The 21520-nt window shown below is 72.1% G+C and carries 16 protein-coding genes; 10 read left to right on the top strand and 6 right to left on the bottom strand.

Annotated elements, in window-relative coordinates:
* Positions 1–285: 285 nt before the first annotated feature.
* Together ACQPXB_RS15125 and ACQPXB_RS15130 are read right to left on the bottom strand one after the other, a co-directional pair.
* On the bottom strand, positions 286–1965 hold the full coding sequence (locus ACQPXB_RS15125) for a GGDEF domain-containing protein (protein WP_366583319.1): 1680 nt from the start codon (positions 1963–1965) through the stop codon (positions 286–288).
* A 374-nt stretch (positions 1966–2339) separates the two neighbouring features.
* A complete protein-coding gene (locus ACQPXB_RS15130) occupies positions 2340–3491 on the bottom strand; it encodes a lycopene cyclase family protein (RefSeq protein ID WP_432852372.1) in 1152 nt (383 codons plus the stop codon).
* A 60-nt stretch (positions 3492–3551) separates the two neighbouring features.
* Between ACQPXB_RS15130 and ACQPXB_RS15135 the strand changes: the two genes are divergently transcribed.
* The 5 genes from ACQPXB_RS15135 to ACQPXB_RS15155 all read left to right on the top strand — a co-directional run bounded on the left by ACQPXB_RS15135 (position 3552) and on the right by ACQPXB_RS15155 (position 11230).
* Positions 3552–5114 (top strand): deoxyguanosinetriphosphate triphosphohydrolase family protein, encoded by a 1563-nt coding sequence (locus ACQPXB_RS15135; protein ID WP_432852375.1) that lies wholly within the window; start codon positions 3552–3554, stop codon positions 5112–5114.
* 280 nt (positions 5115–5394) lie between these two features.
* Complete coding sequence (locus ACQPXB_RS15140) at positions 5395–8289, top strand: S8 family serine peptidase (protein ID WP_432856647.1); 2895 nt, start codon at positions 5395–5397, stop codon at positions 8287–8289.
* Positions 8290–8360: 71 nt separating this feature from the next.
* Positions 8361–9029: an acVLRF1 family peptidyl-tRNA hydrolase gene (locus tag ACQPXB_RS15145; RefSeq protein WP_432852378.1), complete on the top strand. Its 669-nt coding sequence runs from the start codon at positions 8361–8363 to the stop codon at positions 9027–9029.
* Positions 9030–9212: 183 nt separating this feature from the next.
* Positions 9213–10841, top strand: a complete 1629-nt coding sequence (locus tag ACQPXB_RS15150; protein ID WP_432852381.1) for an ABC-F family ATP-binding cassette domain-containing protein — start codon at positions 9213–9215, stop codon at positions 10839–10841.
* 179 nt (positions 10842–11020) lie between these two features.
* Entirely contained in the window at positions 11021–11230 is a 210-nt protein-coding gene (locus ACQPXB_RS15155) for a helix-turn-helix domain-containing protein (protein WP_003071237.1), read from the top strand.
* On the opposite strand, the gene ACQPXB_RS15160 is transcribed toward ACQPXB_RS15155, so the two are convergent.
* The gene (locus ACQPXB_RS15160; RefSeq protein WP_366583346.1) at positions 11217–12533 is read right to left on the bottom strand and encodes a glycosyltransferase 87 family protein; all 1317 of its coding nucleotides are present in this window, start codon (positions 12531–12533) and stop codon (positions 11217–11219) included. The genes ACQPXB_RS15155 and ACQPXB_RS15160 overlap by 14 nt on opposite strands.
* A 71-nt stretch (positions 12534–12604) precedes the next feature.
* On the bottom strand, positions 12605–13477 hold the full coding sequence (locus tag ACQPXB_RS15165) for an LLM class flavin-dependent oxidoreductase (protein ID WP_432852386.1): 873 nt from the start codon (positions 13475–13477) through the stop codon (positions 12605–12607).
* Positions 13478–13551: 74 nt separating this feature from the next.
* On the opposite strand from ACQPXB_RS15165, the gene ACQPXB_RS15170 reads away from it, so the two are divergent.
* Both ACQPXB_RS15170 and ACQPXB_RS15175 read left to right on the top strand, forming a co-directional pair.
* Positions 13552–13992 carry a MarR family winged helix-turn-helix transcriptional regulator gene (locus ACQPXB_RS15170; RefSeq protein ID WP_386951543.1) on the top strand — a complete coding sequence of 147 codons (441 nt, stop codon included), beginning with the start codon at positions 13552–13554 and terminating at the stop codon, positions 13990–13992.
* A 115-nt stretch (positions 13993–14107) separates the two neighbouring features.
* Complete coding sequence (locus ACQPXB_RS15175; RefSeq protein WP_432852389.1) at positions 14108–15976, top strand: ABC transporter ATP-binding protein; 1869 nt, start codon at positions 14108–14110, stop codon at positions 15974–15976.
* Between the two features lie 45 nt (positions 15977–16021).
* Here ACQPXB_RS15175 and ACQPXB_RS15180 read toward each other — a convergent pair whose 3' ends face one another.
* Both ACQPXB_RS15180 and ACQPXB_RS15185 read right to left on the bottom strand, forming a co-directional pair.
* Positions 16022–17185 carry a serine hydrolase domain-containing protein gene (locus tag ACQPXB_RS15180; RefSeq protein WP_432852392.1) on the bottom strand — a complete coding sequence of 388 codons (1164 nt, stop codon included), beginning with the start codon at positions 17183–17185 and terminating at the stop codon, positions 16022–16024.
* A gap of 124 nt (positions 17186–17309) precedes the next feature.
* The gene (locus ACQPXB_RS15185) at positions 17310–18038 is read right to left on the bottom strand and encodes a sugar isomerase domain-containing protein (protein WP_366583327.1); all 729 of its coding nucleotides are present in this window, start codon (positions 18036–18038) and stop codon (positions 17310–17312) included.
* Positions 18039–18149: 111 nt separating this feature from the next.
* Between ACQPXB_RS15185 and ACQPXB_RS15190 the strand changes: the two genes are divergently transcribed.
* From ACQPXB_RS15190 to ACQPXB_RS15200, 3 genes are all read left to right on the top strand, one after another.
* Positions 18150–18842, top strand: a complete 693-nt coding sequence (locus tag ACQPXB_RS15190; protein WP_366583328.1) for an alpha/beta hydrolase — start codon at positions 18150–18152, stop codon at positions 18840–18842.
* 90 nt (positions 18843–18932) lie between these two features.
* Entirely contained in the window at positions 18933–20192 is a 1260-nt protein-coding gene (locus tag ACQPXB_RS15195; RefSeq protein WP_366583329.1) for a cyclopropane-fatty-acyl-phospholipid synthase family protein, read from the top strand.
* 117 nt (positions 20193–20309) lie between these two features.
* Positions 20310–21509, top strand: a complete 1200-nt coding sequence (locus tag ACQPXB_RS15200; protein ID WP_432852397.1) for an LCP family protein — start codon at positions 20310–20312, stop codon at positions 21507–21509.
* Positions 21510–21520: the final 11 nt, after the last annotated feature.

The raw sequence follows: 21520 nt of genomic DNA on the forward strand, positions 1-21520 counted from the left end.
GCCCCGCGGGGTCAGGGGTCTGCGACGCCGAAGCGCTGACCTAGCCCGCGCGCCTACGACGATTTGCCTGACGTGCGCGGCGAGCCGGACCTCGCCGCGGTCGGAGGCCGCGCGGAGCGGGAGCCGGTGCAACGAGCGAGCAACCGGCGACGCCAGGCAGCGGCAGTTCGGCTCGGCCCTGCCTGTCGCGGCCGGAACCGGGCGATCCGGACTCACGAGGCACGCTTCGTCACACAGAAACCCTGACCAACCGGCCGCTCTCCAACGCGCCCCGGCCAGGTCGGCTCAAGCTGAGCGGCTGACCGCCACGTCGCGGCCGATGCCGCGGAGGACTTCGACGCGGTCGGAGCCCGGGCGGCTCAGGACCCAGCTCGAGCCGGGCACCGCTTTGGCGCGCTTCTTGAGTGGGGCGAGCAGGCGGGAGGCGTCGCGGTAGGAGGCGATGGAGCCGCTGCCGCAGACGAGGGTGGCGAGGGACACGGTGACCGGCATGCCCTCGGCGGACCAGTGCGTGTCGAGGAGGGCGGCGGCGACCGTGCCGATCTCGTCGACGTCGCAGACGATGAGGAAGTCGTCGCCGCCGACGTGGCTGACGCGCATGCGCGGGAGGCGCCGCGAGAGGCCCGTGAGGGTTTCGCCGAGGGCGCGGATGAGGTCGTCGCCCGCGGCGAAGCCGGCGTTGTCGTTCACGGACTTGAAGGAGTCGACGTCGAGCCACGCCGCCACGAACTGCTCGCCCGTGGAGATGCGGCGTTCGACGTCGCGGGCCACGGCCTCGCTGCCCGGCAGCCGCGTGAGCGGGCTCAGGGTCACGGCCTCCTCGACCTTCGCCTCGGCCACGCCGCGGACCACCTCGGTCACCAGCACCACGCCGAGGGTCCGGCCCGCGTTGTCGACCACGACCACGTCGTCGCCGGTGCGGCCCCAGTCGGCGTCGGTGACCAGCTCGAGGAACTCCAGCGCGCTCGCCGTGGCGTCGATGGTGTGCGGCTTGTCGGCCAGCCGCTCGGCCGGGCGCTTGGCGTGCAGGGCGTGACCGTACGGACCGGTCACGGCGACCAGGAACCGCGTGCGGTCCACCGACCACCGCGGACGGTTGTGCTCGTCGACGCCGATCACGCCGGTCGGGGCGTCGGCCGCCGCCAGGACCTCGCGCACGTCGTCGCAGGTCGCGTCGGACGGCAGCGTGGTGGCGGGACGCAGGAAGTCGCCCACGCGGGGCGCGGTGGGCGGCGCGGGCGAGCGGCGGTCGTCGGGCACCACGGCGCCGGCCGACGGCGCGCTGCGGTGCGCGGCCGGCGGCGCCAGCAGGTTGCCCTGCGCGATGCGCACGCCGAGGCTCTGCGCCGCGTCCAGCTGCGGGCCGGTCTCGATGCCGGTCGCGACGAGCCGGATGCCGGTCCGCGTCGTGAAGTGCAGCAGCGACTCGACCACCGCGACGGCCGCCGGCTCGTCGGGCAGGCCACGCAGCACGCTGCGGTCGAGCTTCACCAGGTCCACCGGCGCCTGCGCCAGCAGGGCCAGCGGGAGGTCGCCGCGGCCGAGGCCGTCGAGCGCCAGCCGGAAGCCCAGCTCCGACAAAGCTCGCATACCGCCCAGCAGCCGGTCTCCGGGCAGGTGCGTGAACGGCGGGCCGATCTCCAGGACCACGTCACGCGTGCGGCGGCCGGCGGCGCCGAGCTCGGCGATCAGCTCGTCGAACGCGGCCGGGCCCGACGCGAGCGTGCGGGCGGAGATGTTCAGGTGCAGCGGCAGCGCGCTCGGGCGCTCCGCCTCCTGGCGCACCGCTGCCGCGGCCAGGCCCAGGTCGACCTCGGCCAGGCGGCCGGCACGGCGGGCTTCGGCGAGCAGCTCGTGGGCCGTCCCCTTGCCGGGGCGGGCGAGCGCTTCGTACGCGACAACGCCGCCGGTGTGCAGGCTGTACATCGGCTGGAAGGCGAACCGGACCGCACGGGGCGTCGTCACCCGGAGATCGTCGCATCCTCTCGCGCGGAAACGAAACCGTTGTCAACAGATGTTCACCGCGCCGGAACCTGAGTTACCTGAATCGGAGTAACGAAATCGGTAGCGATCACCCGTTCGGGATGGATTTCCGTGGGCCGTTCGGAAGTGTGAAAATTCCCGTCTTCACCATGCCCGTACACGAACTCGCACACCGTCCGTGGTGGGTCGGTTCGCGGCAGTGACCAGCGCGTCCGTCCACCTGGAGCTTGATCGTTTGACCCGAAGAAGTTTCGGATACGGAATTCGCGGAGCGGCCCCCGTTCGGTCCGCCGGTTCCGCACGTGGTGCCGCTCCCGGCAGCCCGCCCGCGCATTCGGCTGCCGATTTCGACGCCGTTACCGAATCGTATTCGGCCGGCGGCCCGCGAGCCGCGCGCGCAGCGTCGGCGGCGCCGCGCGGAACAGCCGGGCCATCGCCGCCGCCGTGCCAGGCAGGTCCTCCCGGCCCGACGTGTAGGCCTGCTGCACCGGAGCCGGCAGCGCGAAGAAGAGATCGAAGAACTCGGCGAGCTCGGCAGGCGACATCCGGCGCAAAGCACGCAATCCGTACTGCCGCAGGGAATGCACGGCCCGCGCCTCGGCTGTCCACAGTGTCCGGCGGGCCGCGCGCACCGCCGCCGCCGGCCCGGCCTCGAACGCACCCGCCAGCGCCGCGGCCACGCGCGGGGCCAGCCGCAGCGCCGTCGCGACGCTGTACCCGGTGGCGGGGTGCACGAGCCCGGCGGCGACCCCGAACGGGACCACCGCCCCGCGCCCCGGCAGCGGCACGTCGAGCACGATCCGTACCCGTTCCTCCCGGCCGTGCGGCCGCAGCCCCGCGCCCGCGAGCCGGGTCCGCAGCCGCGCGGCGAGCTCGTCGACGGGCGCGCCCGGCCGGTGCGCGAGCGACGTCTCCTCCACGAGCACCGTGCCGTCGCCGAGCGGGAGCAGGTAGCGGAAGCTCGGCGTGCCGTCGCGCCAGTCCATGAACACGGCCGTGTCCGACGCGCCGGGCACGAGCCGCTCGGCGTCGGCGGCCGGCAGCACGAGGCCGTACGCCGTCTGCTCGGCGCGCGGCCCACCCGGCGGCCCGCCGGACAGCGCCCGGTTGCGCCCCGACGCGTCCACGACCACCGCGGTGGCGAGCCGGCGGTCGTCGGCCAGCACCACCGTCGAGCCGTGGCGCCCGTGCTCGGCGCGCGCGACCCGCCCGGTCACCACCGTCACCGGCGCCGCCGCGAGCCACGAGCGCAGGCTGGCGTTGTCGAACACGAGGTAGCCGCGGTCGAGCCGGTGCTCGCGCGTGCCGAACGCGACCGTCGCGCCGGGTGCCGACGCGATCGCCTCACCCGGCAGCCCGGGCAGCTCGTCGGCCCACGCGCCGTAGGTGCTGCGCCACGGCGCCTGCGGCGCGGCGTCGACGAGCGTGGTCGCGAGCCCGCGCCGGGCGCAGGCGTGCGCCAGCGCCCACCCGGCGGGTCCGCCGCCCGCGATCAGCACGTCGCTCACCCGTCCGATCCTGCCGTATCCGGCGAGTCAGCCGGGGGCCGGACAGATACGGTGGAGCGCATGTCCGAGACCGACCCGAGGGCCGCGCGAAGGGATCCGTCGAGCTCCGCGGGCGGGTTCACGGATCTTGCCACCAGCCCGTTCCGCATCGACCGCGACCGCATCGCCGCCTCGCCGTTCTTCGCGCGCCTGGGCGGGGTCACGCAGGTGGTCAGCGCCGGCGGCGCCGGGCTGCTGCACAACCGGCTCACCCACAGCCTCAAGGTCGCGCAGGTCGCCCGCGCGATCGCCGAGCGGATCACCGGCGCCAGCGAGTCGGCCGAGCTGGCCGCGAAGCTCGGCGGCTGCGACCCCGACGTCTGCGAGGCCGCCGCGCTCGCCCACGACCTCGGGCACCCGCCGTTCGGCCACCTCGGCGAGCAGACGCTCGACCGCATCGCCCGCCACCGCTTCGGCCTCGCCGACGGCTTCGAGGGCAACGCGCAGACGTTCCGCATCCTCACCACCACCGACGTGCGCGGCCCGTCCGCGATCGGTCTCGACCTCACCGCGGCCGTGCGCGCCGCGGTGCTGAAGTACCCGTGGGCGCGGCTGCACTACCCCGAGCCGCACCCGACGGCGATGCGCACGCAACCGCGCGGCGCGGCCGAGCCCGAGAGCTCACCGGGCACCGGCGCGAGCAAGTTTTCCGCCTACGCCACCGAACTCGACGACTTCGCGCAGGCGCGCGGCCCGTTCACCGGGCGGATCGAGCCGTGGCAGCAGACGGTGGAGGCGGCCGTGATGGACACCGCCGACGACATCGCCTACGCGATCCACGACCTGCAGGACTTCCACCGCATCGGAGTGCTGCAGCACGCGCCGGTCGCCGCGGAACTGGGGGAGTGGCTCGACCACGCGCTGGACCTGGCCGCGCTCGACGACGAGCAGGTCGCCGCGCAGCTGCGCCGCCCGGGCCGTTCGCTCGAACAGCTGCGCCGGCGCATGCACCTCAAGGACAGCTGGATCGCCGACGACGACGCGTTCGCCGCGGCCGTCCGGCGCGTGCAGCGGGAGCTCGTCGACGGGCTGCTCGAGAACGGGTTCGACGGCTCGATCGAGGCCGAGCAGGCCACGGCCGCGTTCTCGGCCAATTGGACCTCCCGGCTCGTCGACGGCGTCTTCGTGCTGTCCTCGCCCTCCGCTCGCTCCGGGCACGTCTCGCTGCGCACCGCGCAGTGGCACGAGGTGCAGGTGCTGAAGTTCGTGCACCGCCGGTTCGTGTTGCTGCGCCCCGACCTCGCGCTGCACCAGCGCGGGCAGGCCAGCCTCGTGACCACGCTCGTCGACGCGCTCGACGCGTGGCTGCTCGACCGCGACGAGGAGAGCCGCCTGCCCCGGCGCCTGTACGACCTCGTGGAGCTCGCCCACGACGAGTATTCGGGTCTGGTCCGGACCATGCCGGAGGTGCTCGTGGGCGCGACCGGCGAACGCGTGGAGGGCGCCGACGCCGTGCGCAGCCTCGCGCGCGGCCGCGCCGTGGTCGACTTCGTGGCTTCGCTCACCGACAAGCAGGCCGTGACGCTGCTCGACGCGCTGTCCGGGCGCGCCGCGCAGCCGTGGTCGGATTCGTTCGTGCTCTGAGATCGCTCCCAGTCGGCACGCGCTCAGCCGGAACTTCGCGCCGGAACTGCCGCTGAATGGCCTACGACCTCCGGCGGGTATGGGAAAATTACAGCCATACATCACCCTAACGGCTCCTTTTTCCCTTTTACCCCGGGTACTTAGCTGGATCCAGCCGGTGATCACCGGCGTTGGCCAGCGTGAGTCGGGGCACGCGGTGCGAGATTCGGAGGCGCACGTGCGTCGAAGCCGTTCCACAAGAGCCGGATTCAGACCGAGAGCCAGATCCCGAGCGACCGTCCTGACCGCGGGGGCCGCGGCGCTGATCGCCGCGCTGGGCATCGTCGCCCCGCCGGTCGCGGGCGCCGCCACAGTGTCCACACCGGACTCCTTCTCCGACAACTCCGCCCGGCAGATCGCGGCGTTGCAGTCGATCAAGACCGGCCAGACCAAGGCGGAGTCCAAACTGGACAGCCGCCTGCTCGTCACGCAGAAGCTGCGTTCCCGGAAGCTGAGTGCCTCGGCCGTACCCGCGCTGGGGGCGGGTACGGCGAGCACCGCGGTCGTGGACATCCGGGTCACGAAGGTGTCCGACGCGCTGGTGAACGACCTGCGCAAGGCCGGCGCCGCCGTGCGCACGGTGTCGGACAAGGCCGCGAGCATCCGCGCCGAGGTGCCGCTGGCCGCGCTGCCGGCGATCGCGGCGCGCGCCGACGTGAAGCGGGTCGAGACCGCCGACCAGGCGATCACCGCCCGCGAGCTGGAAACCAAGGCGGGGCAAGGGAAAACGGCGCCCGCCGAGACCAAGCAGCAGAAGGCCGCCCGCCTCGGCGCCGCGCTGAACCAGGCGCTGGCGGCGAAGAACAAGCGGGCCGCCGCGGCCACCATCACCAGCGAGGGCGACCGCGCGCACAACGCCGACCTCGCCCGCCAGCAGTACGGCGTCACCGGCACCGGCGTGAAGGCGTGCGCGCTGTCCGACGGCGTCGACTCGCTCGCGGTCTCGCAGGCCAAGGGCGAGCTGCCGGCCGTCGACGTCGTCCCCGGTCAGGCCGGCGACGGCGACGAGGGCACCGCGATGCTGGAGATCATCCACGACCTCGCGCCCAACGCCGCCCTCGGTTTCGCCTCCGCGTTCGCCTCCGACGCGAGCTTCGCCGACAACATCCGCAAGCTGCGCTTCGAGTCGCACTGCGACGTGATCGTCGACGACGTCATCTACTTCAAGGAATCCCCGTTCCAGGACTGGATCATCGCCCAGGCCGTGAACGACGTGACCGCCGACGGCGCGCTCTACTTCTCCTCCGCGGGCAACGAGGGCAACGTCGCCGACGGCACCGCCGCCCACTGGGAAGGCGACTTCGTCGACTCGGGCAAGTCGGTCGGCAAGTTCGCCGGCACCGCGCACAACTTCGCGGGCGCGGCGGGCAACCAGATCTTCGAGCCGATCTCCGACGCGTCGTCGGGCAACATCCCCGTGACGCTGCACTGGTCCGACCCGCTCGGCGCCGCGGGCGACGACTACGACCTCTACCTCCTCGACGCGGCGGGCAACGTCGTCTCGTTCAGCCAGGACGTGCAGGACGGCACCCAGGACCCGTACGAGCAGCTCGCCACCCCGCTCTTCGGCGGCACCGGCCTGCGGCTCGCGGTGGTCAAGTTCTCGGGCGAGGGCCGCTACCTCTCGCTGACCGCGTTCGGCAGCCGCTTCCGCGACTCGGCCGACGGCCTCAAGGCCTACAGCACCCCGGGCGTCACGGTCGGGCACTCCTCGGCGCGCAACGCGTTCTCCGTCGCCGCGGCACCCGCGGCCGCCGCGTTCGGCCGGGCGCTCGAGCCCGGTGACCCGGCCAACCCGACCGGCCCGTTCCCCGGCGCGTTCTCCTCGGCCAGCAAGGCCGAGCGGTTCAGCTCCGACGGCCCGCGCCGGATGTTCTACGAGGCCGACGGCACGCCCATCACGCCGGGCAACGTCTCCTCGACCGGTGGCGAGGTCCGCGACAAGCCGGAGATCACCGCGGCCGACGGCGTCCGCACCTCGGTGAGCGGGTTCGACCCGTTCTTCGGCACCTCGGCCGCCGCGCCGCACGCCGCCGCCATCGCGAGCCTCGTGCTCTCCGGCAACCCTGGTCTGTCCGGTTCGGACGTTCGCGACGCGTTCCTCGCGACGGCCGTGGACATCGAGGCGCCCGGCAGCGACAACCTCACCGGCGCGGGCGTCGTCCTCGCCGACCGGGTGCTCGCCTACACCGGCGCCAGCCCGCAGCCCTACGCGCAGGCCCAGTCGCCGACCGTCACCGGACCCGACGGCGGCAGCACCCTCGACCCCGGTGACACCGCGAAGGTGACGCTGCCGGTGACCAACACCGGCGACGGGGTCGCGTCGTCCACGAGCGTCGTGCTCACGACGACGACGCCCGGCGTCACGATCGCGCCGCGCGCCAAGTCCTACGGCACGATCAGCCCGGGCCAGACCGGCGTCAACGACTTCACCGTCACGGTCCCGGCCAGCCAGGGCCTCGGCGTGCCGGTGGTGCTTTCGGCCAAGGTGACGTTCGCGGGTTCGTTCTCGCCGACGACCAGCACCTTCGCGCTCCCGGTGGGCACGCCGTCGCCGGTGGTGCAGACGTTCTCCTACACCGGCGCGCCGGTCGCGATCCCGGACAACTCGCAGCTCGGCGCCTCCGTGCCGCTGGTGGTGGGCGGGGTCGGGGCCGCGTCGAAGGTCTCGGTCTCGATCGACGGGTCAAGCTGCACCGCCGACGAGGGCTCGACCACGGTCGGCCTGGACCACACCTACGTCGCGGACCTGGTCGGCACGCTGACCTCGCCCTCGGGCGCGTCGGCCACGCTGTTCCAGCGGGCCGGCAGCGGCGGCAACAACCTGTGCCAGGTCGTGTTCGGCGACAGCGCTTCGGCGCTGCTGAGCACGGTCGGGTCGCAGTTCGCGCCGTTCACGGGCACCTACCTGCCGATCGACCCGCAGACCCCGCTCGCCGGGACCTCGGCCGACGGCACGTGGACGTTCAAGGCGGTCGACGTCGCCGGCGGTGACACGGGCTCGATCCGCAGCGTCTCGCTGCACGTCAACGGTTACGCGTCGGCGGGCACGGGGAGCACCGGGAGCACCGGGAGCCCGGCCGGAGCGGCCGCGCTGGTCCGTCCGGTGGTGCACGCCGGTCCGGCCATCGCCTGATCCCTCGAACAACACCGATCCACCCGGACGGGGCCGTCGCGTTTTCGCGGCGGCCCCGTACCGTTGTCCGCATGGCCAGGGCGCGGCGGGTCGCGGGCGGCGGGACGGCGGTCGAGGTCGCGCCCGAGCGCCTCGCCGGCTGGTTCACGCGCTTCGCCGAACGCAACGACGGCGTCGGCACGACCGAGCTCGGCGAGCACGAGGTCCGCGTCTTCGCGCGCAACGGCGTCACCGCCACCGCGACCGTCCCCTTCGGACCGCTCGCCGTCACGGGCAGGCACGAGGGGCTGGCCGTCGAACCGCTCGTGGCCCACGCGCTGGTGCCGCGGCTGCTCGCGTTGCTGCTGGTCCGCCTCGGCGGGCACTCCCTCGGGCTCGCGCGCGGCGGGAGGGTGCTCGTCTCGCGCACCGACCGCCACCTCGTGCAGGGCCGCACGGCCGCGGGCGGCTGGTCGCAGCAGCGCTTCGCGCGCCGCCGCGCGGGGCAGGCCCGGGTGGCGCTGCGCGCGGCCGCGCAGGACGCGGTCGAGGTCCTCGTGCCCCGACTGTCCGAAGTGGACGCCGTCGTGCTCGGCGGCGACCGCCTCGCGCTCGGCGAACTGCGCGCCGACCACCGGCTCCACCCGCTGTTCGCCCGCGCCGAGGCGCGCGTGCTCGACATCCCCGAGCCGCGGCGCGACCTGCTCGACGACGCGGCCGGACGGGCGATCTCCGTGGAAGTGGTCCTGAGCGGAGCGTGAGACCCGCCACGCGGCGGAAAACCGTTCGACGCCGCCCCGTACACTGGGTCCCGTGGAACGGGAAATCCTCACGGAGTAGCTGCCGCACCGGGCGCTCGTGACCGATCTTCGCAGGGAGCGGGGACGGCGGGCGATGCCGGTGCCTGTCGCTGTCCACGTTCACCCCCGAATCCGGGAGTTCCCTTGATCACGGCCACTGGCCTCGAGCTGCGTGCCGGCTCGCGCATCCTGCTCAACGGCGCCACGCTCCGCATCCAGCCCGGCGACCGCATCGGCCTCGTCGGCCGCAACGGCGCCGGCAAGACCACCTCGCTGAAGGTCCTCGCGGGCGAGGGCGAACCGCATGCGGGCGAAGTCCGCCGCAGCGGTGAGCTCGGCTACCTGCCGCAGGACCCGCGCGAGGGCGACCTGTCCGTCACGGCGAAGGACCGCGTGCTGTCCGCGCGCGGCCTCGACGCGCTGATCCGCAACATGGAGAAGGCGCAGACGGCCATGGCGGAGCTGGCCGACGAGAAGGAACGCGACAAGGCGGTCAACCGCTACAGCCGCCTCGAAGAGCGGTTCGCCTCCCTGGGCGGGTACGCCGCCGAGAGCGAGGCCGCGCGCATCTGCTCCAACCTCGGCCTCGCCGACCGGATTCTCGAGCAGACGCTGAACACGCTGTCCGGTGGCCAGCGCCGCCGGGTCGAGCTCGCGCGCATCCTGTTCGCCGCCGCGGAGGCCGGCGCGGGCGGCAAGTCCGAGACGATCCTGCTCCTCGACGAGCCCACCAACCACCTCGACGCCGACTCGATCTCGTGGCTGCGCGGCTTCCTCAAGCAGCACGACGGTGGCCTCGTGGTGATCAGCCACGACGTGGAGCTGCTCGCCGACGTCGTGAACAAGGTCTGGTTCCTCGACGCCACGCGCGGCGAGATCGACCTCTACAACATGAGCTGGCAGCGCTACCTCGACGCGCGCGCCACCGACGAGAAGCGCCGCCGCCGCGAGCGCGCGAACGCCGAGAAGAAGGCGTCGGCGTTGCAGCAGCAGGCCGCGAAGCTCGGGGCCAAAGCGACGAAGGCCGTGGCGGCCAAGAACATGGCGCGCCGCGCGGAGCAGATGCTCTCCTCGCTCGACGAGACGCGCCAGGCCGACAAGGTCGCGCGGATCAAGTTCCCGGAGCCCGCCCCGTGCGGGCGCACGCCGCTCACGGCCGACGGGCTGTCGAAGTCCTACGGCTCGCTCGAGATCTTCACCGGAGTCGATCTTGCGATCGACCGCGGCTCGAAGGTCGTCGTACTCGGTTTGAACGGTGCCGGAAAGACGACATTGCTCCGGCTGCTCGGCGGAATGGAAACTCCGGATACGGGTTCCGTCGAGCCGCGTCACGGATTGCGTTTGGGCTATTACGCACAGGAACACGAAACTCTCGACCACGATGCGAGCGTGTGGGAAAACATCCGACACCTCGCGCCGGACACGGGGGCGCAGGAGTTGCGGAACCTGCTCGGTTCCTTCCTGTTCACGGGTGAACAACTCGACCAGCCCGCCGGCACGCTTTCCGGCGGTGAGAAGACCCGCCTGGCGCTGGCCGGGCTCGTCTCCAGTGCGGCGAACGTGCTGTTGCTGGACGAACCGACCAACAACCTCGATCCGGCCAGCCGTGCGCAGGTCCTGGACGCGCTGCGCAGCTTCGCCGGCGCCGTGGTGCTGGTGACGCACGACCCGGGCGCGGTCGAGGCGCTGGAGCCCGAGCGCGTGATCCTCCTGCCCGACGGGACCGAGGATCATTGGTCCGCGGATTATCTGGAACTTGTCCAGCTAGCGTGATCAGATACGGCCATTTGGGTGCTTGCCACGGTCCGTGAAGCACTTGAATGGCCCAATGTGATCGCAATTTCGCTCGTTTTACGTCTGTCGTCTGGCATTCCTGGGCTTCGTGTTCGATCATTGCCCCGGCAGGGGCCGTCAAATGGCCCAGAACTCCACTCGGCGGGAAGGCGATCGACGTGGCTGATCTCAAGAAAGGCGCGCGGATCACCGGCAACACGCGCGACAAGCTGGCCGCTGACCTGAAGAAGAAATACGAGAAGGGCTCGAGCATCCGGGCCCTCGCTGAGTCCACGGGGCGTTCCTACGGGTTCGTGCACCGTGTTCTCTCTGAGTCCGGGGTCCAGCTGCGGGGGCGCGGCGGGGCCACGCGGGTCAAGAAGAAGTAGCAGTACCAGGCCGACTGCGCGGGGGGCGCAGTCCCTGTTCGGCCGCTCGGAACGTCAGCACTCCTCCGAGCAGCACCAACGGATAAACCAGGTAGCCGTAGCGGGTTGCCGGGGTGAGCAGGACCAACGCGCCGAGCCCGACGGCGATCCGCAAGAGCGCGGCGGATCCCGTCGCGGGGGGACGGCGCACCAGCCACACCAGCATCGCCACTGCTGCGGCCGCCACCAGGACGAGTGAGATCACGCGGCCCGCCGATCCGGTTTCCGCGATCAGGTGGCCCGGAAGCGGGCTTGCCGCGGGGGAGCGCACCACGCCCATCCCGAGCGGGAACCGGATCACGTGCTCCACGAACGCGTCCGGGTCGACCAGGTACACCGGCAGGTGCAGCACCACGGTCGCACTGACCAAAGTGGTCACGAACCACGCGAGTGCTCTGCGGTCGCGTGAATTTCCGTTGTGCGTACGGCACAACACGAAGACCGCGAGCACGGCCGCGGCCGGCGCGACGATGAGCTTCGCGCTGATCACGAGTGCCAGCACGAATCCCGACCAGCCCGCGCGGCCGGTTGCAGCGAGTGCGCAGGCGAGCACGAGCAGTCCCACAATGGCGAGATCGGGACCGGCGACGGCCCAAGTCAATGCGGTGAGTGGGCACGCGATTGCCAATTGTGCCGAAAGAACCGGAATTCGCGGCCATTTCAGCATTCGTAGTGAGCCGATCACACAGAGAGACGCACAAAGCGCGAACATCCACCGGGCATCGGTGAGCGCATTGGTGAACGGTGTTCCCCCGAACAACGCGCGCGGAAGACCGAACACCGTCATCACGGGTCCGTAGGGCGTGTAGTCGTTCACCTCGGGAGCGCGCCCGAGAGCGGTCACGTCGACGTACGGCGTGCCGTGCTGGAGCAGCAGGCTCGCGCTGCGCTCGATCACCCACACCTCGGGCTGCGCGGCCCACGAGACCGGCGTGACGAGCCAGTCGACGCCCGTCAGTCGGCGAATCACGAGCACCACGAGCGGGATGATCATCGCCAACAACCCGATCACCGCGATCGAACACCACCGCGAGCCGAGCCGGCCGCGAGGCGTGCGCCCGAGCCGCGCAGACACGAGCAGCCACCCGCTGTGGGCCGCGGCGAAGCCGTACGCGGCCGTCGCGAAGTTGCCCCAGACGCGGTAGCCGTAGAACTCGGACACGATCGCGCTGATCAACGCGAAGGCGAAGCAGCCCAGGTAGAACACCAGGTCCCAGGTCAGCACGCGGACCGCCCGGTCCACGCCGGTCCGGGCCGGCGCCATCAGCAGCTGCACCGCTTCCCCCTCACGAACCTGGCCGTCCCCGTCGCGTCAGGCTACCGAGGGCGTCCGGATCACCCGTCCTCGCCCGTTCGGCCCAGTTCGCGCAACCGCGGGAGCAGCGCGGCCGCCTGCTTCGCGCGGCCCAGGGTGTCGCCGGCGGAGGGGAGCATGAGGACGAGGTCGGTGAACCCGGCGTCGAGGTAGGTCCGGGCTTCGCGCAGCGTGTCGTCGTCCTGGGCCGAGAGCCGGAACTGCACGGCCCGGCGCACCGTCGCCGGGTCGCGGCCGAGGGCCGCGCAGTGCCGGTCGAGCACGCCCGACAGCCGCGTGAGCTCCTCGACGGGAGTGCCCGGCAGGCTCGCGTTGAGCCACACGTCGGCGTGCTCGGCGACGACCCGCAGGCCACGGCGTTCGCCGTTGCTCCCGAGCCACAGCGGCGGCTTCGGCGTCTGCACCGGTTTCGGGTCGCTCGTCGCGGCCGTGAGCGAGTAGTGGCTGCCACTGAAGTCGGCGACCGGGCGCGTCCACAGGAGATCGAGGACGGCGCAGGCCTCGGCGAGCCGCTCGACGCGTTCGCGCGCCGGTGGGGTCGGCAGGCCGAGCATCGTGTCGGCGAGCTCGTCGCCACCCGCGCCGAGGCCCACGTCGAGCCGGCCGCCGGAGAGGTGGTCGACAGTCGCGGCCATCTTCGCCAGTACGGCCGGGTGCCGGTTGGTGTTGCCCGACACCAGGCAGCCGATTCGCACGTGCCGCGTGGCCTCGGCCATGGCGGCGAGCAGGGTCCAGGCCTCGAAGACGGCGCCGGTGCGGACCGGGCCCATGGGGGCGAAGTGGTCGAAGGTCCAGAGGCCGTCGAACCGCGCGTCGTCGGCGATCGCCCAGATCTCGCGCAGCGTCGCGACGTCCGTGAACTGCTGCGCGGGTTTCAGCCCGAAGGTCACCATGCAAGGACTCCTGATCGTCAGGGGAATAAATCGTCAGCACAACTGATGATCAGCGTAGGGCTAGGATGCGCTGCATGTCGAGTGCCCCCGAAACGCCGGCCGTCGTGACGCGCCGGCTCGGTTATCTGCTCAAGCACGCGCAGCTGCGGCTGGCCGAGCTGCAGGAGCCGCTGCTCGCGCCCCACGGGGTGACCGGGCGGCAGGTTGCCGTGCTCGCGCTGCTGGCCGACGGTGAGCCGCAGTCGCAGCAGGAGGCGGCCGCGCGGCTCGGCGTGGACCGGACGACCATGGTGCAGCTCGTCGACGAACTGGAGGACAAGGCGCTCGTGCGGCGCCACGTCGATCCGGCCGATCGCCGCCGCCGGATCGTGACGCCGACGGAGGAGGGGCTGCGCGTGCTGAAGGCGGCCACCGAGGCGTCGGAGGAGGCCGAACGGCGGCTGCTGGGCCCGCTGGCCGGGCGCGAGGCCGACGCGCTGCGGGAGGTGCTGTGGGCGGTTGTTCACCACCGGTGAACGCCACGGGTGACGGCACGGGGAAGAACTCGGGACGAACCGGCGTTGTGCTGGGCATCTCACGAAAAAAGCTCAAGTAATATAGAAGTTTTGTCGATCGGGGGAAAGGCTCCACATGGACAACTCGTGGGCGTTGCTCGGCTCCGTGATGCGCGGGGCCGACACGCCGAGGGCGCTGACGCGCGGCACCGTGAAACGGGTCGCGCGCTTCGCCCGCCCGCACTGGACGCGGCTGCTCGTATTCCTCGTGCTCACCGTGGTCTCCGCCGTGCTCGCGGTGACCACGCCCGTGCTGGCGGGCAAGGTCGTCGACGCGGTCGTCGGCGGCCACGACCTGCCGCTGATCATCTGGCTGGCCGTGGTGATCGCGGTGCTGGCCATCCTCGACGCCGGGCTGGGGCTGGCGGAGAGGTGGCAGTCGGCGCGCATCGGCGAGGGGATCATCCTCGACCTGCGCGTCGCCGTGTTCGCCCACGTGCAGAAGCTGCCCATCGCGTTCTTCACGCGCACCCGCACCGGCGCGCTGGTCAGCCGGCTCAACAACGACGTGATCGGCGCCCAGCGCACGTTCACCGCGACGCTGTCGGGTCTGGTCACCAACGTGATCCAGCTCGTGCTCTCGCTCGCGGTCATGGTGACGCTGTCGTGGCAGGTCACGCTCTTCGCGCTGGTGCTGCTGCCGATCTTCGTGCTGCCGGCGCGCCGGCTGGGCCGCCGGATGGCCGGGCTGCAGCGCGAGTCGGCGCAGCTCAACGCCGGCATGACCACGCAGATGACCGAGCGGTTCTCGGCGCCGGGCGCCACGCTCGTGAAGCTGTTCGGCCGTCCGCGCCAGGAAGTCGGCGAGTTCAGCGACCGTGCGGGGCGCGTGCGGGACATCGGCGTGCGCACGGCGATGCTCACCCGCTGGTTCATGACCAGCCTCACGCTCGTGTCGGCGCTCGCGCAGGCGCTGGTCTACGGCCTCGGCGGCTACCTCGCCTTCACCGGCCAGATCGCGCCCGGCACCGTGGTGGCGCTGGCGCTGCTGCTGACCCGGCTCTACGCGCCGCTCACGGCGCTGGCCAACGTCCGCGTGGACGTGATGACCGCGCTGGTGTCGTTCGAGCGGGTCTTCGAGGTGCTCGACCTCGACCCGATGATCAAGGAACCCGAGCAGCCGAAGGCGCTGCCCGCGGGCGGCGTGGCCGTGGAGTTCGACGACGTGCGCTTCGGGTACCCGGCGGCCGACCGGTTCTCGCTGGCGTCGCTGGAAGACGTGGCCACTCTGGACAGCCGCGGGGGTGAAGAGGTGCTGCACGGCATCAGCTTCCGCGCCGAACCGGGCCAGATGGTGGCGCTGGTCGGGTCCTCGGGTGCCGGCAAGTCGACCATCGCGTCGCTGCTGCCGCGCCTTTACGACGTGGACGGCGGTGCGGTCCGGCTGTCCGATGTGGACGTCCGGGATCTGGACTTCGCGACGCTGCGCGCCACGGTGGGCGTGGTGACGCAGGACGGGCACCTGTTCCACGACACCATCCGCGCCAACCTCGCCTACGCCAGCCCGGGCGTGACCGACGACGAGATCTGGGCCGCGCTGGAGCAGGCTCGCCTGAGCCACCTGGTGCATTCGCTGCCCGACGGCCTCGACACGACCGTGGGCGAACGCGGCTACCGCCTCTCCGGCGGCGAGCGCCAGCGCCTCACCATCGCGCGGCTGCTGCTGGCGCAGCCGAAGGTCGTGGTGCTGGACGAAGCCACGGCGCACCTGGACTCCGAGTCGGAGGCCGCGGTCGGCGAAGCCCTCACGGGCGCGCTCGAAGGCCGCACGGCGCTCGTGATCGCGCACCGGCTCTCCACCGTCCGCGCCGCCGACCTGATCCTGGTCGTCGAGGACGGCCGGATCGTCGAGCGCGGCACGCACGAAGAGCTGCTCGCCCTCGGCGGCCGCTACGCCGAGCTGCACCACACGCAGTTCGACGAGGAGCCGTCCGCGGTCGCCTGACGCGCCGTGAAGGGCGTCTCGAGGAAGACCCGAGGCGCCCTTCGCTCAGTTTTCGAGGCAGGCGAAGGTCGCGTTGACGAGCGCCATCTTGCGCGGATCGTCACGCAGCAGCGGGCCCATGCGGTTCATTACATAACCGAAGCCGATGCCGGCTTCCGGGTCGGCGCCGCCGGACGAGCCGCCGAGCCCGTCGTGGCCGAACGCGGCCGGGTTGGGGCCGAAGCCGCGCGCGTCGCTGCCGAGGTAGAAGCCGAGCGCCCACTCGTTGGGCACGCCGGCGACGAGGTCGACCGAGGCGCCCTGTCCTTCGCGGGCCCGCGCGAGCGCGCCGGCCGAGATCAGGCGTTCGGAGCCGTCGGCCAGGGCGCCGTAGATGACCGCGAGCGCCTTGGCCGTGCCGTGGCCGTTGAGGGCCGGCATCACGGCCCGCCGCCACGCGGGATCGTTGGCGTGGTGGCCTTCCACGCGCGGGTTGGCCATGGCGGCGAGCGCGACCGGTCCGGCGTTCGCGAACGCCTCGGTCAGCGCCGTGGTCAGCTCCGGCGTGAGCACCGGCTCCGCGAGCGTCGAGCAGCGCCCGAGGTCGGCTTCCCCGACCCCGAGGGAGAAATCCGCGTCCAGGGGACCGGCCACGTGCTCGGCGAAGAATGCGTCGATGCCCTGCCCGGCCACGCGGCGCACGACCTCGCCGACGAGGAAGCCGTAGGACAGCGCGTGGTAACCGCCGGCCGAGCCGGGCGGGAACAGCGGTTCCTGCGCGGCCAGCAGCCCCGTGATGTGGTCCCAGTCGTAGAGCTCCTCGACCTTCACGGGGCGCGCCAGGCCGATGCCGACGACGCCGGAGCGGTGCGAGAGCAGCCAGCGCACCGGGATGTCCTGCTTGCCCGCCGCGGCGAACTCGGGCCAGTAGCGCGCCACGGGGGCGTCGAGGTCGAGCTCGCCGGCGTCGGCCAGCTGGTGCGCGCAGATCGCCGTCATGCCCTTGGTCGTGGACCAGACGTTGGTCAGCGTGTCCGGCCGCCACGGTGTGGTGCGGCCCGGGTCCGCCCAGCCGGCCCAGAGATCCACCACGACCTCGCCGCGGTGGGTCACCGCGAAGGCCGCGCCGAGCTCGTCGCGCTCGGAAATGTTCTCGACGAACGCGTCCTGCACCGCCTCGAACCCGGGCGCGCAGGTGCCGTGCAGGGGCACGGCCGTCTCATCGTCCACGCTGGCCCGCCTCCACTCGACACCGACTGGTCGGTACGCCGAAGCTAGAAGCGCGGATCGGGCCCGTCAAGACCTGCCGGACCCGGTCCTTTTTCGCCGGAAGTGCCGATGGTTCGCCGACGGGCTACCGCAGGGCCGGCACGCGCGGGCCGTACTTGGCGAGCAGGGCCGTGTTGGCCTCGTCGCCACCCTCCACATTGGAGCTTCGCCACAGCGGGACGTCGATGCCCTCGGCCGTGCCGCGGTCGTAGACCTCCGCCAGGATCAGGTTCCACAGGAATGCGTTGACCACAGTGGACAGTGGTGCGGTGCGCGGTGCGGCCGCCGGGTGGCTCGCGTCGCCGGGGACCACGAGCGAGTCGAGCACCACCGTGCCCTCCTCGACCAGCGTTGTCGCCGACCGGCGCGGCGCCGCGGCCACGCACGCGCGCGACGTCACGGCGATCACCGCCGCGCCCCGGCGGCGGGCACCGGCGGCCAGCTCCACCGGGTACGGGTTCACGCCGGAGGTCGAGAACACCACGAGCACGTCGTCGGGGCCCGGCGCGCGCTCGGCCAGCACCTCTTCGGCCAGCCCGCTGCGGCGCTCGGTCTTCGTGCTGTGCTGCGCGCCGTGCAGGGGCAGCAGCTCCGGGTGGTACAGCGGGTAGACGCAGGCGAGGCCGCCCGCGCGGTAGAACGTCTCGGCGACCGCGGCGAGCGAGTGCCCGGCACCGGCGGTGAACACGAGGGCGTCGGACCGGATCACCCCAAGCACGAGGTCGGCCGCCGCCGTCAGCGCTTCGGCGTTGGCCTGCTGCGCGGCCGCGAGCTTGTCCGAGGTGCTCTTCCAGATTTCCGTGGCGCTCACCACACCTGCCCTTCGTCGCGGGGTCGGGCGCCGAATGTATCGCTTGGACACGCTTCGTGGTGGATTAGCGTGAGAGCTGATCATCCGGGCGTACCGGTGACTGGGAGGCGGCACGTGGACGGAGTACCCGTCGTTTCGGTGCGGCGCGCGCACGGGCGGACGAGGGCGGTGGCGCTGGTGCTGCACGGCGGCGCCGAGCACGGCACCGCGGCCGTGGGGCCGTGGCGGCTGGCGTACCTGCGCATGGTGCCGCTGGCCCGCGCCCTGCACCGCGCGGGCCGCACGGCGGGCCTGGAGGTGCGCTTGGTGCGCAACCGCCGCTACGGCTGGAACGCGCCCGCGGAAGACCCGGTGGACGACGCCCGCTGGGCGCTGGAGCGCATCCACGCCGAGCACCCGGGCCTGCCCGTCGTGCTCGTCGGGCACTCGATGGGCGGACGCGTGGTGCTGCGCGTGGCCGACGACCCCGCCGTGGTGGGCGTGTGCGCGCTCGCGCCGTGGACGCCGCCCGGGGAGCCGGTGGACGCCGTCTCGGGCCGCTCCGTGGTGATGCTGCACGGCACGCGTGACCGGATCACCTCACCGCGTGATTCCCACGCTTTCGCCGAGCGCGCGCGGGAGCTCGCCAAGCGCCTCGCGCGCTTCGAGGTCACCGGCGAAGGGCACGCGATGATCAAGCGCCCGGCGGTCTGGACCAGGCTGATGTGTGCTTTCACACTGGAAGCGATCGACGCGGGCGAGACCGACGAGACTCTCCGGCAGGCGTGGACCCGGCCCGCGGACGAGCGGCTGCGCATCCCCGTGTGACCGGATCCGGCGACAACCGCGCAGCGCAGGTGGCGTGTGCCGGGAATACCATCAGATGTGGGCCGATGGGCCCATTCCGGAGGGAGTGTCTTGTCCACCTCAAGTGTTGACCGGGCGGCGGGGCCCGCCTCGCAGCCGGTGCCCGAGGAAACCCGGTGGCCGGGGCTGGCCACGCCGCCGCACTCGCCGCTTCGCGCGCGGGCCGCGGAGGCGCTCTTCCGCCGTGCCGTGAAGAACCTCGACCTGCGGGTCACCTTCCCGGACGGCACTGTTCTGGGGGCCGGCGGGCCGGAGGCGCCCGAGATGCGCATCCTGCGGCCCTCGGCGTTCTTCCACCGGCTCGGCGCCGACGCGAAGATCGGGTTCGGCGAGTCGTACATGGTGGGGGACTGGACCGCCGAGGACCTCGCGGGCGTGCTCACGCCGTTCGCGGAGAAGCTGGCCACGATCGTGCCGCCGTTCCTGCAGCGCTTCCGCCGGCTCGCCGAGCGGGTGCAGCCGGCGGCGGAGGAGAACACGATCGAGGGGTCGCGGTCGAACATCCACCGGCACTACGACCTGTCCAACGACCTGTTCAGCGCGTTCCTCGACGAGTCGATGATGTACTCCTCGGCGCTGTTCGGCCCGGGCGACAGCCTGACGCAGGCCCAGCACCGCAAGCTCGACAGCGTGCTGGACTACGCGGGCGTGCGCGAGGGCAGCGAGGTGCTCGAGATCGGCACCGGCTGGGGCGAGCTGTCGATCCGCGCGGCCTCGCGGGGCGCGAAGGTGACGTCGCTGACCATCTCGCAGGAGCAGAAGACCCTCGCCGACGCGCGCATCGCCGAGGCGGGCCTGTCCGACCGCGTCGACGTGCAGCTGTGCGACTACCGCAACGCCACCGGCCAGTACGACTCCGTGGTCAGCGTGGAGATGATCGAGGCCGTCGGGCAGTCCTACTGGCCCACGTTCTTCGCCACCATCGGCAAGCGGCTGCGCCCGGGCGGGCGCTTCGGCCTGCAGGCCATCACGATGGACCACGACCGGATGCTGGCGGCGGCCCGGTCGTACACCTGGATCCACAAGTACATCTTCCCGGGCGGCATCATCCCGTCGGTGCAGGCCATCGAGGACGGCATGCGCGACAACACCCGCCTCAAGCTGGCCGGGATGCGCGAGTTCGGCCAGGACTACGCCCGCACGCTCAAGCTGTGGGGCGAGCGGTTCCACCAGCGCTGGGACGACATCCGCGGCTTCGGCTTCGACGACGTGTTCCACCGCATGTGGGAGTTCTACCTCGCGTATTCGGAGGCCGGGTTCCGCTCCGGGCACATCAAGGTGCACCAGTTCGGGTTCGCCGACCCCCGCTGACCAGGCCGTTCCCTCACCGATGAACCTGCACCCGGTGCCGCACGTCCTTTGTTCGAGGACGTGCGGTTCACTGGGCCGCACGAGTTGTGCCGGATTCGGGGAACGGGTGATCGACCGATGACGTACGGAGGCGACGACGGCCGGCGGCGCATGCCGCCCAGGCCACCGCAGCCCGCCGCACGCCCGCGGCAGCATCAGCGGGCGCAGATGATGCCGCTGCCAGGAGTGAGCAGCAGTCCGTATGACGAGCGCACCAGACCCCTGGGTTCGCGCGGCGAGGCTCCCGTACCCCCGCCCGCGCCGCCCCGGCAGGCGCCGCCGCGTCAGGCCCCGCCGCCCGGGCCGGCTCCGCGCCGGCGCCGCCGGTGGAGCTTCGGCAAGGTCCTGATGACGCTGGTGCTGATCTTCGTCGTGTTCATCGGCGGGATCTGGGCGTACCTGGAGTTCTCGATCAAGCGCGTCGACGCGCTGGCCGACTACGACGGCCGTCCCGCGGCCGCGTCGGGCACCAACTGGCTGATCGTCGGTTCCGACAGCCGCGACGGGCTGTCGGCCGCGGACGAGGAACGCCTGGCGACCGGTGACGTCGCGGCGGCCGGCGGCGGGCAGCGCACCGACACGATCATGATCGCGCACATCCCGGACAACGACACCAAGCCGACGCTGCTGAGCCTGCCGCGCGACTCCCAGGTGAAGATCCCGGGCCACGGCACGAACAAGATCAACGCCGCGTTCTCGCTCGGCGGCCCGGCGCTGCTGGTCAAGACCGTGGAAGGTGTCACCGGCCTGCGCATGGACCACTACGCGGAGATCGGCTTCGGCGGCTTCGCGAACATCGTCGACGCGATCGGCGGCGTGGACATGTGCGTGGACAAGGAGATGCACGACACCTTCACCAACATCGACATCAAGGCCGGCTGCCAGACGCTCGACGGCCGGTCCGCGCTCGGGTTCGTCCGCATGCGCCACAGCAGCGCGACCCCGCGCTCGGACCTCGACCGCGTGGCCAACCAGCGCAAGTTCATCGGTGCCCTCGTGAGCCAGATCGCGAGCCCGGGGACCTTGCTGAACCCGTTCGACTTCTTCCCGCTGCTGTCCTCGGCGCCCGACGCGCTGACGATGGACTCGGGCGACCACGTGCACAACCTGGCCGGCCTGGCGATCGCGATGCGCGGCATCTCGTCCAACGGCGTGCTCACCGGCACGGTGCCGGTCACCGACGGCTCGGCCCAGCACTGGGACAAGACGAAGTCGGCGCAGTTGTTCGATGCGCTGAAGAACGACACCACGGTGCCGCCCACCGCCGTCGTCAACTAGCTCACGAGCAC

This window comes from Amycolatopsis sp. CA-161197 (genome assembly GCF_050942255.1).
Taxonomy (GTDB): Bacteria; Actinomycetota; Actinomycetes; order Mycobacteriales; family Pseudonocardiaceae; genus Amycolatopsis.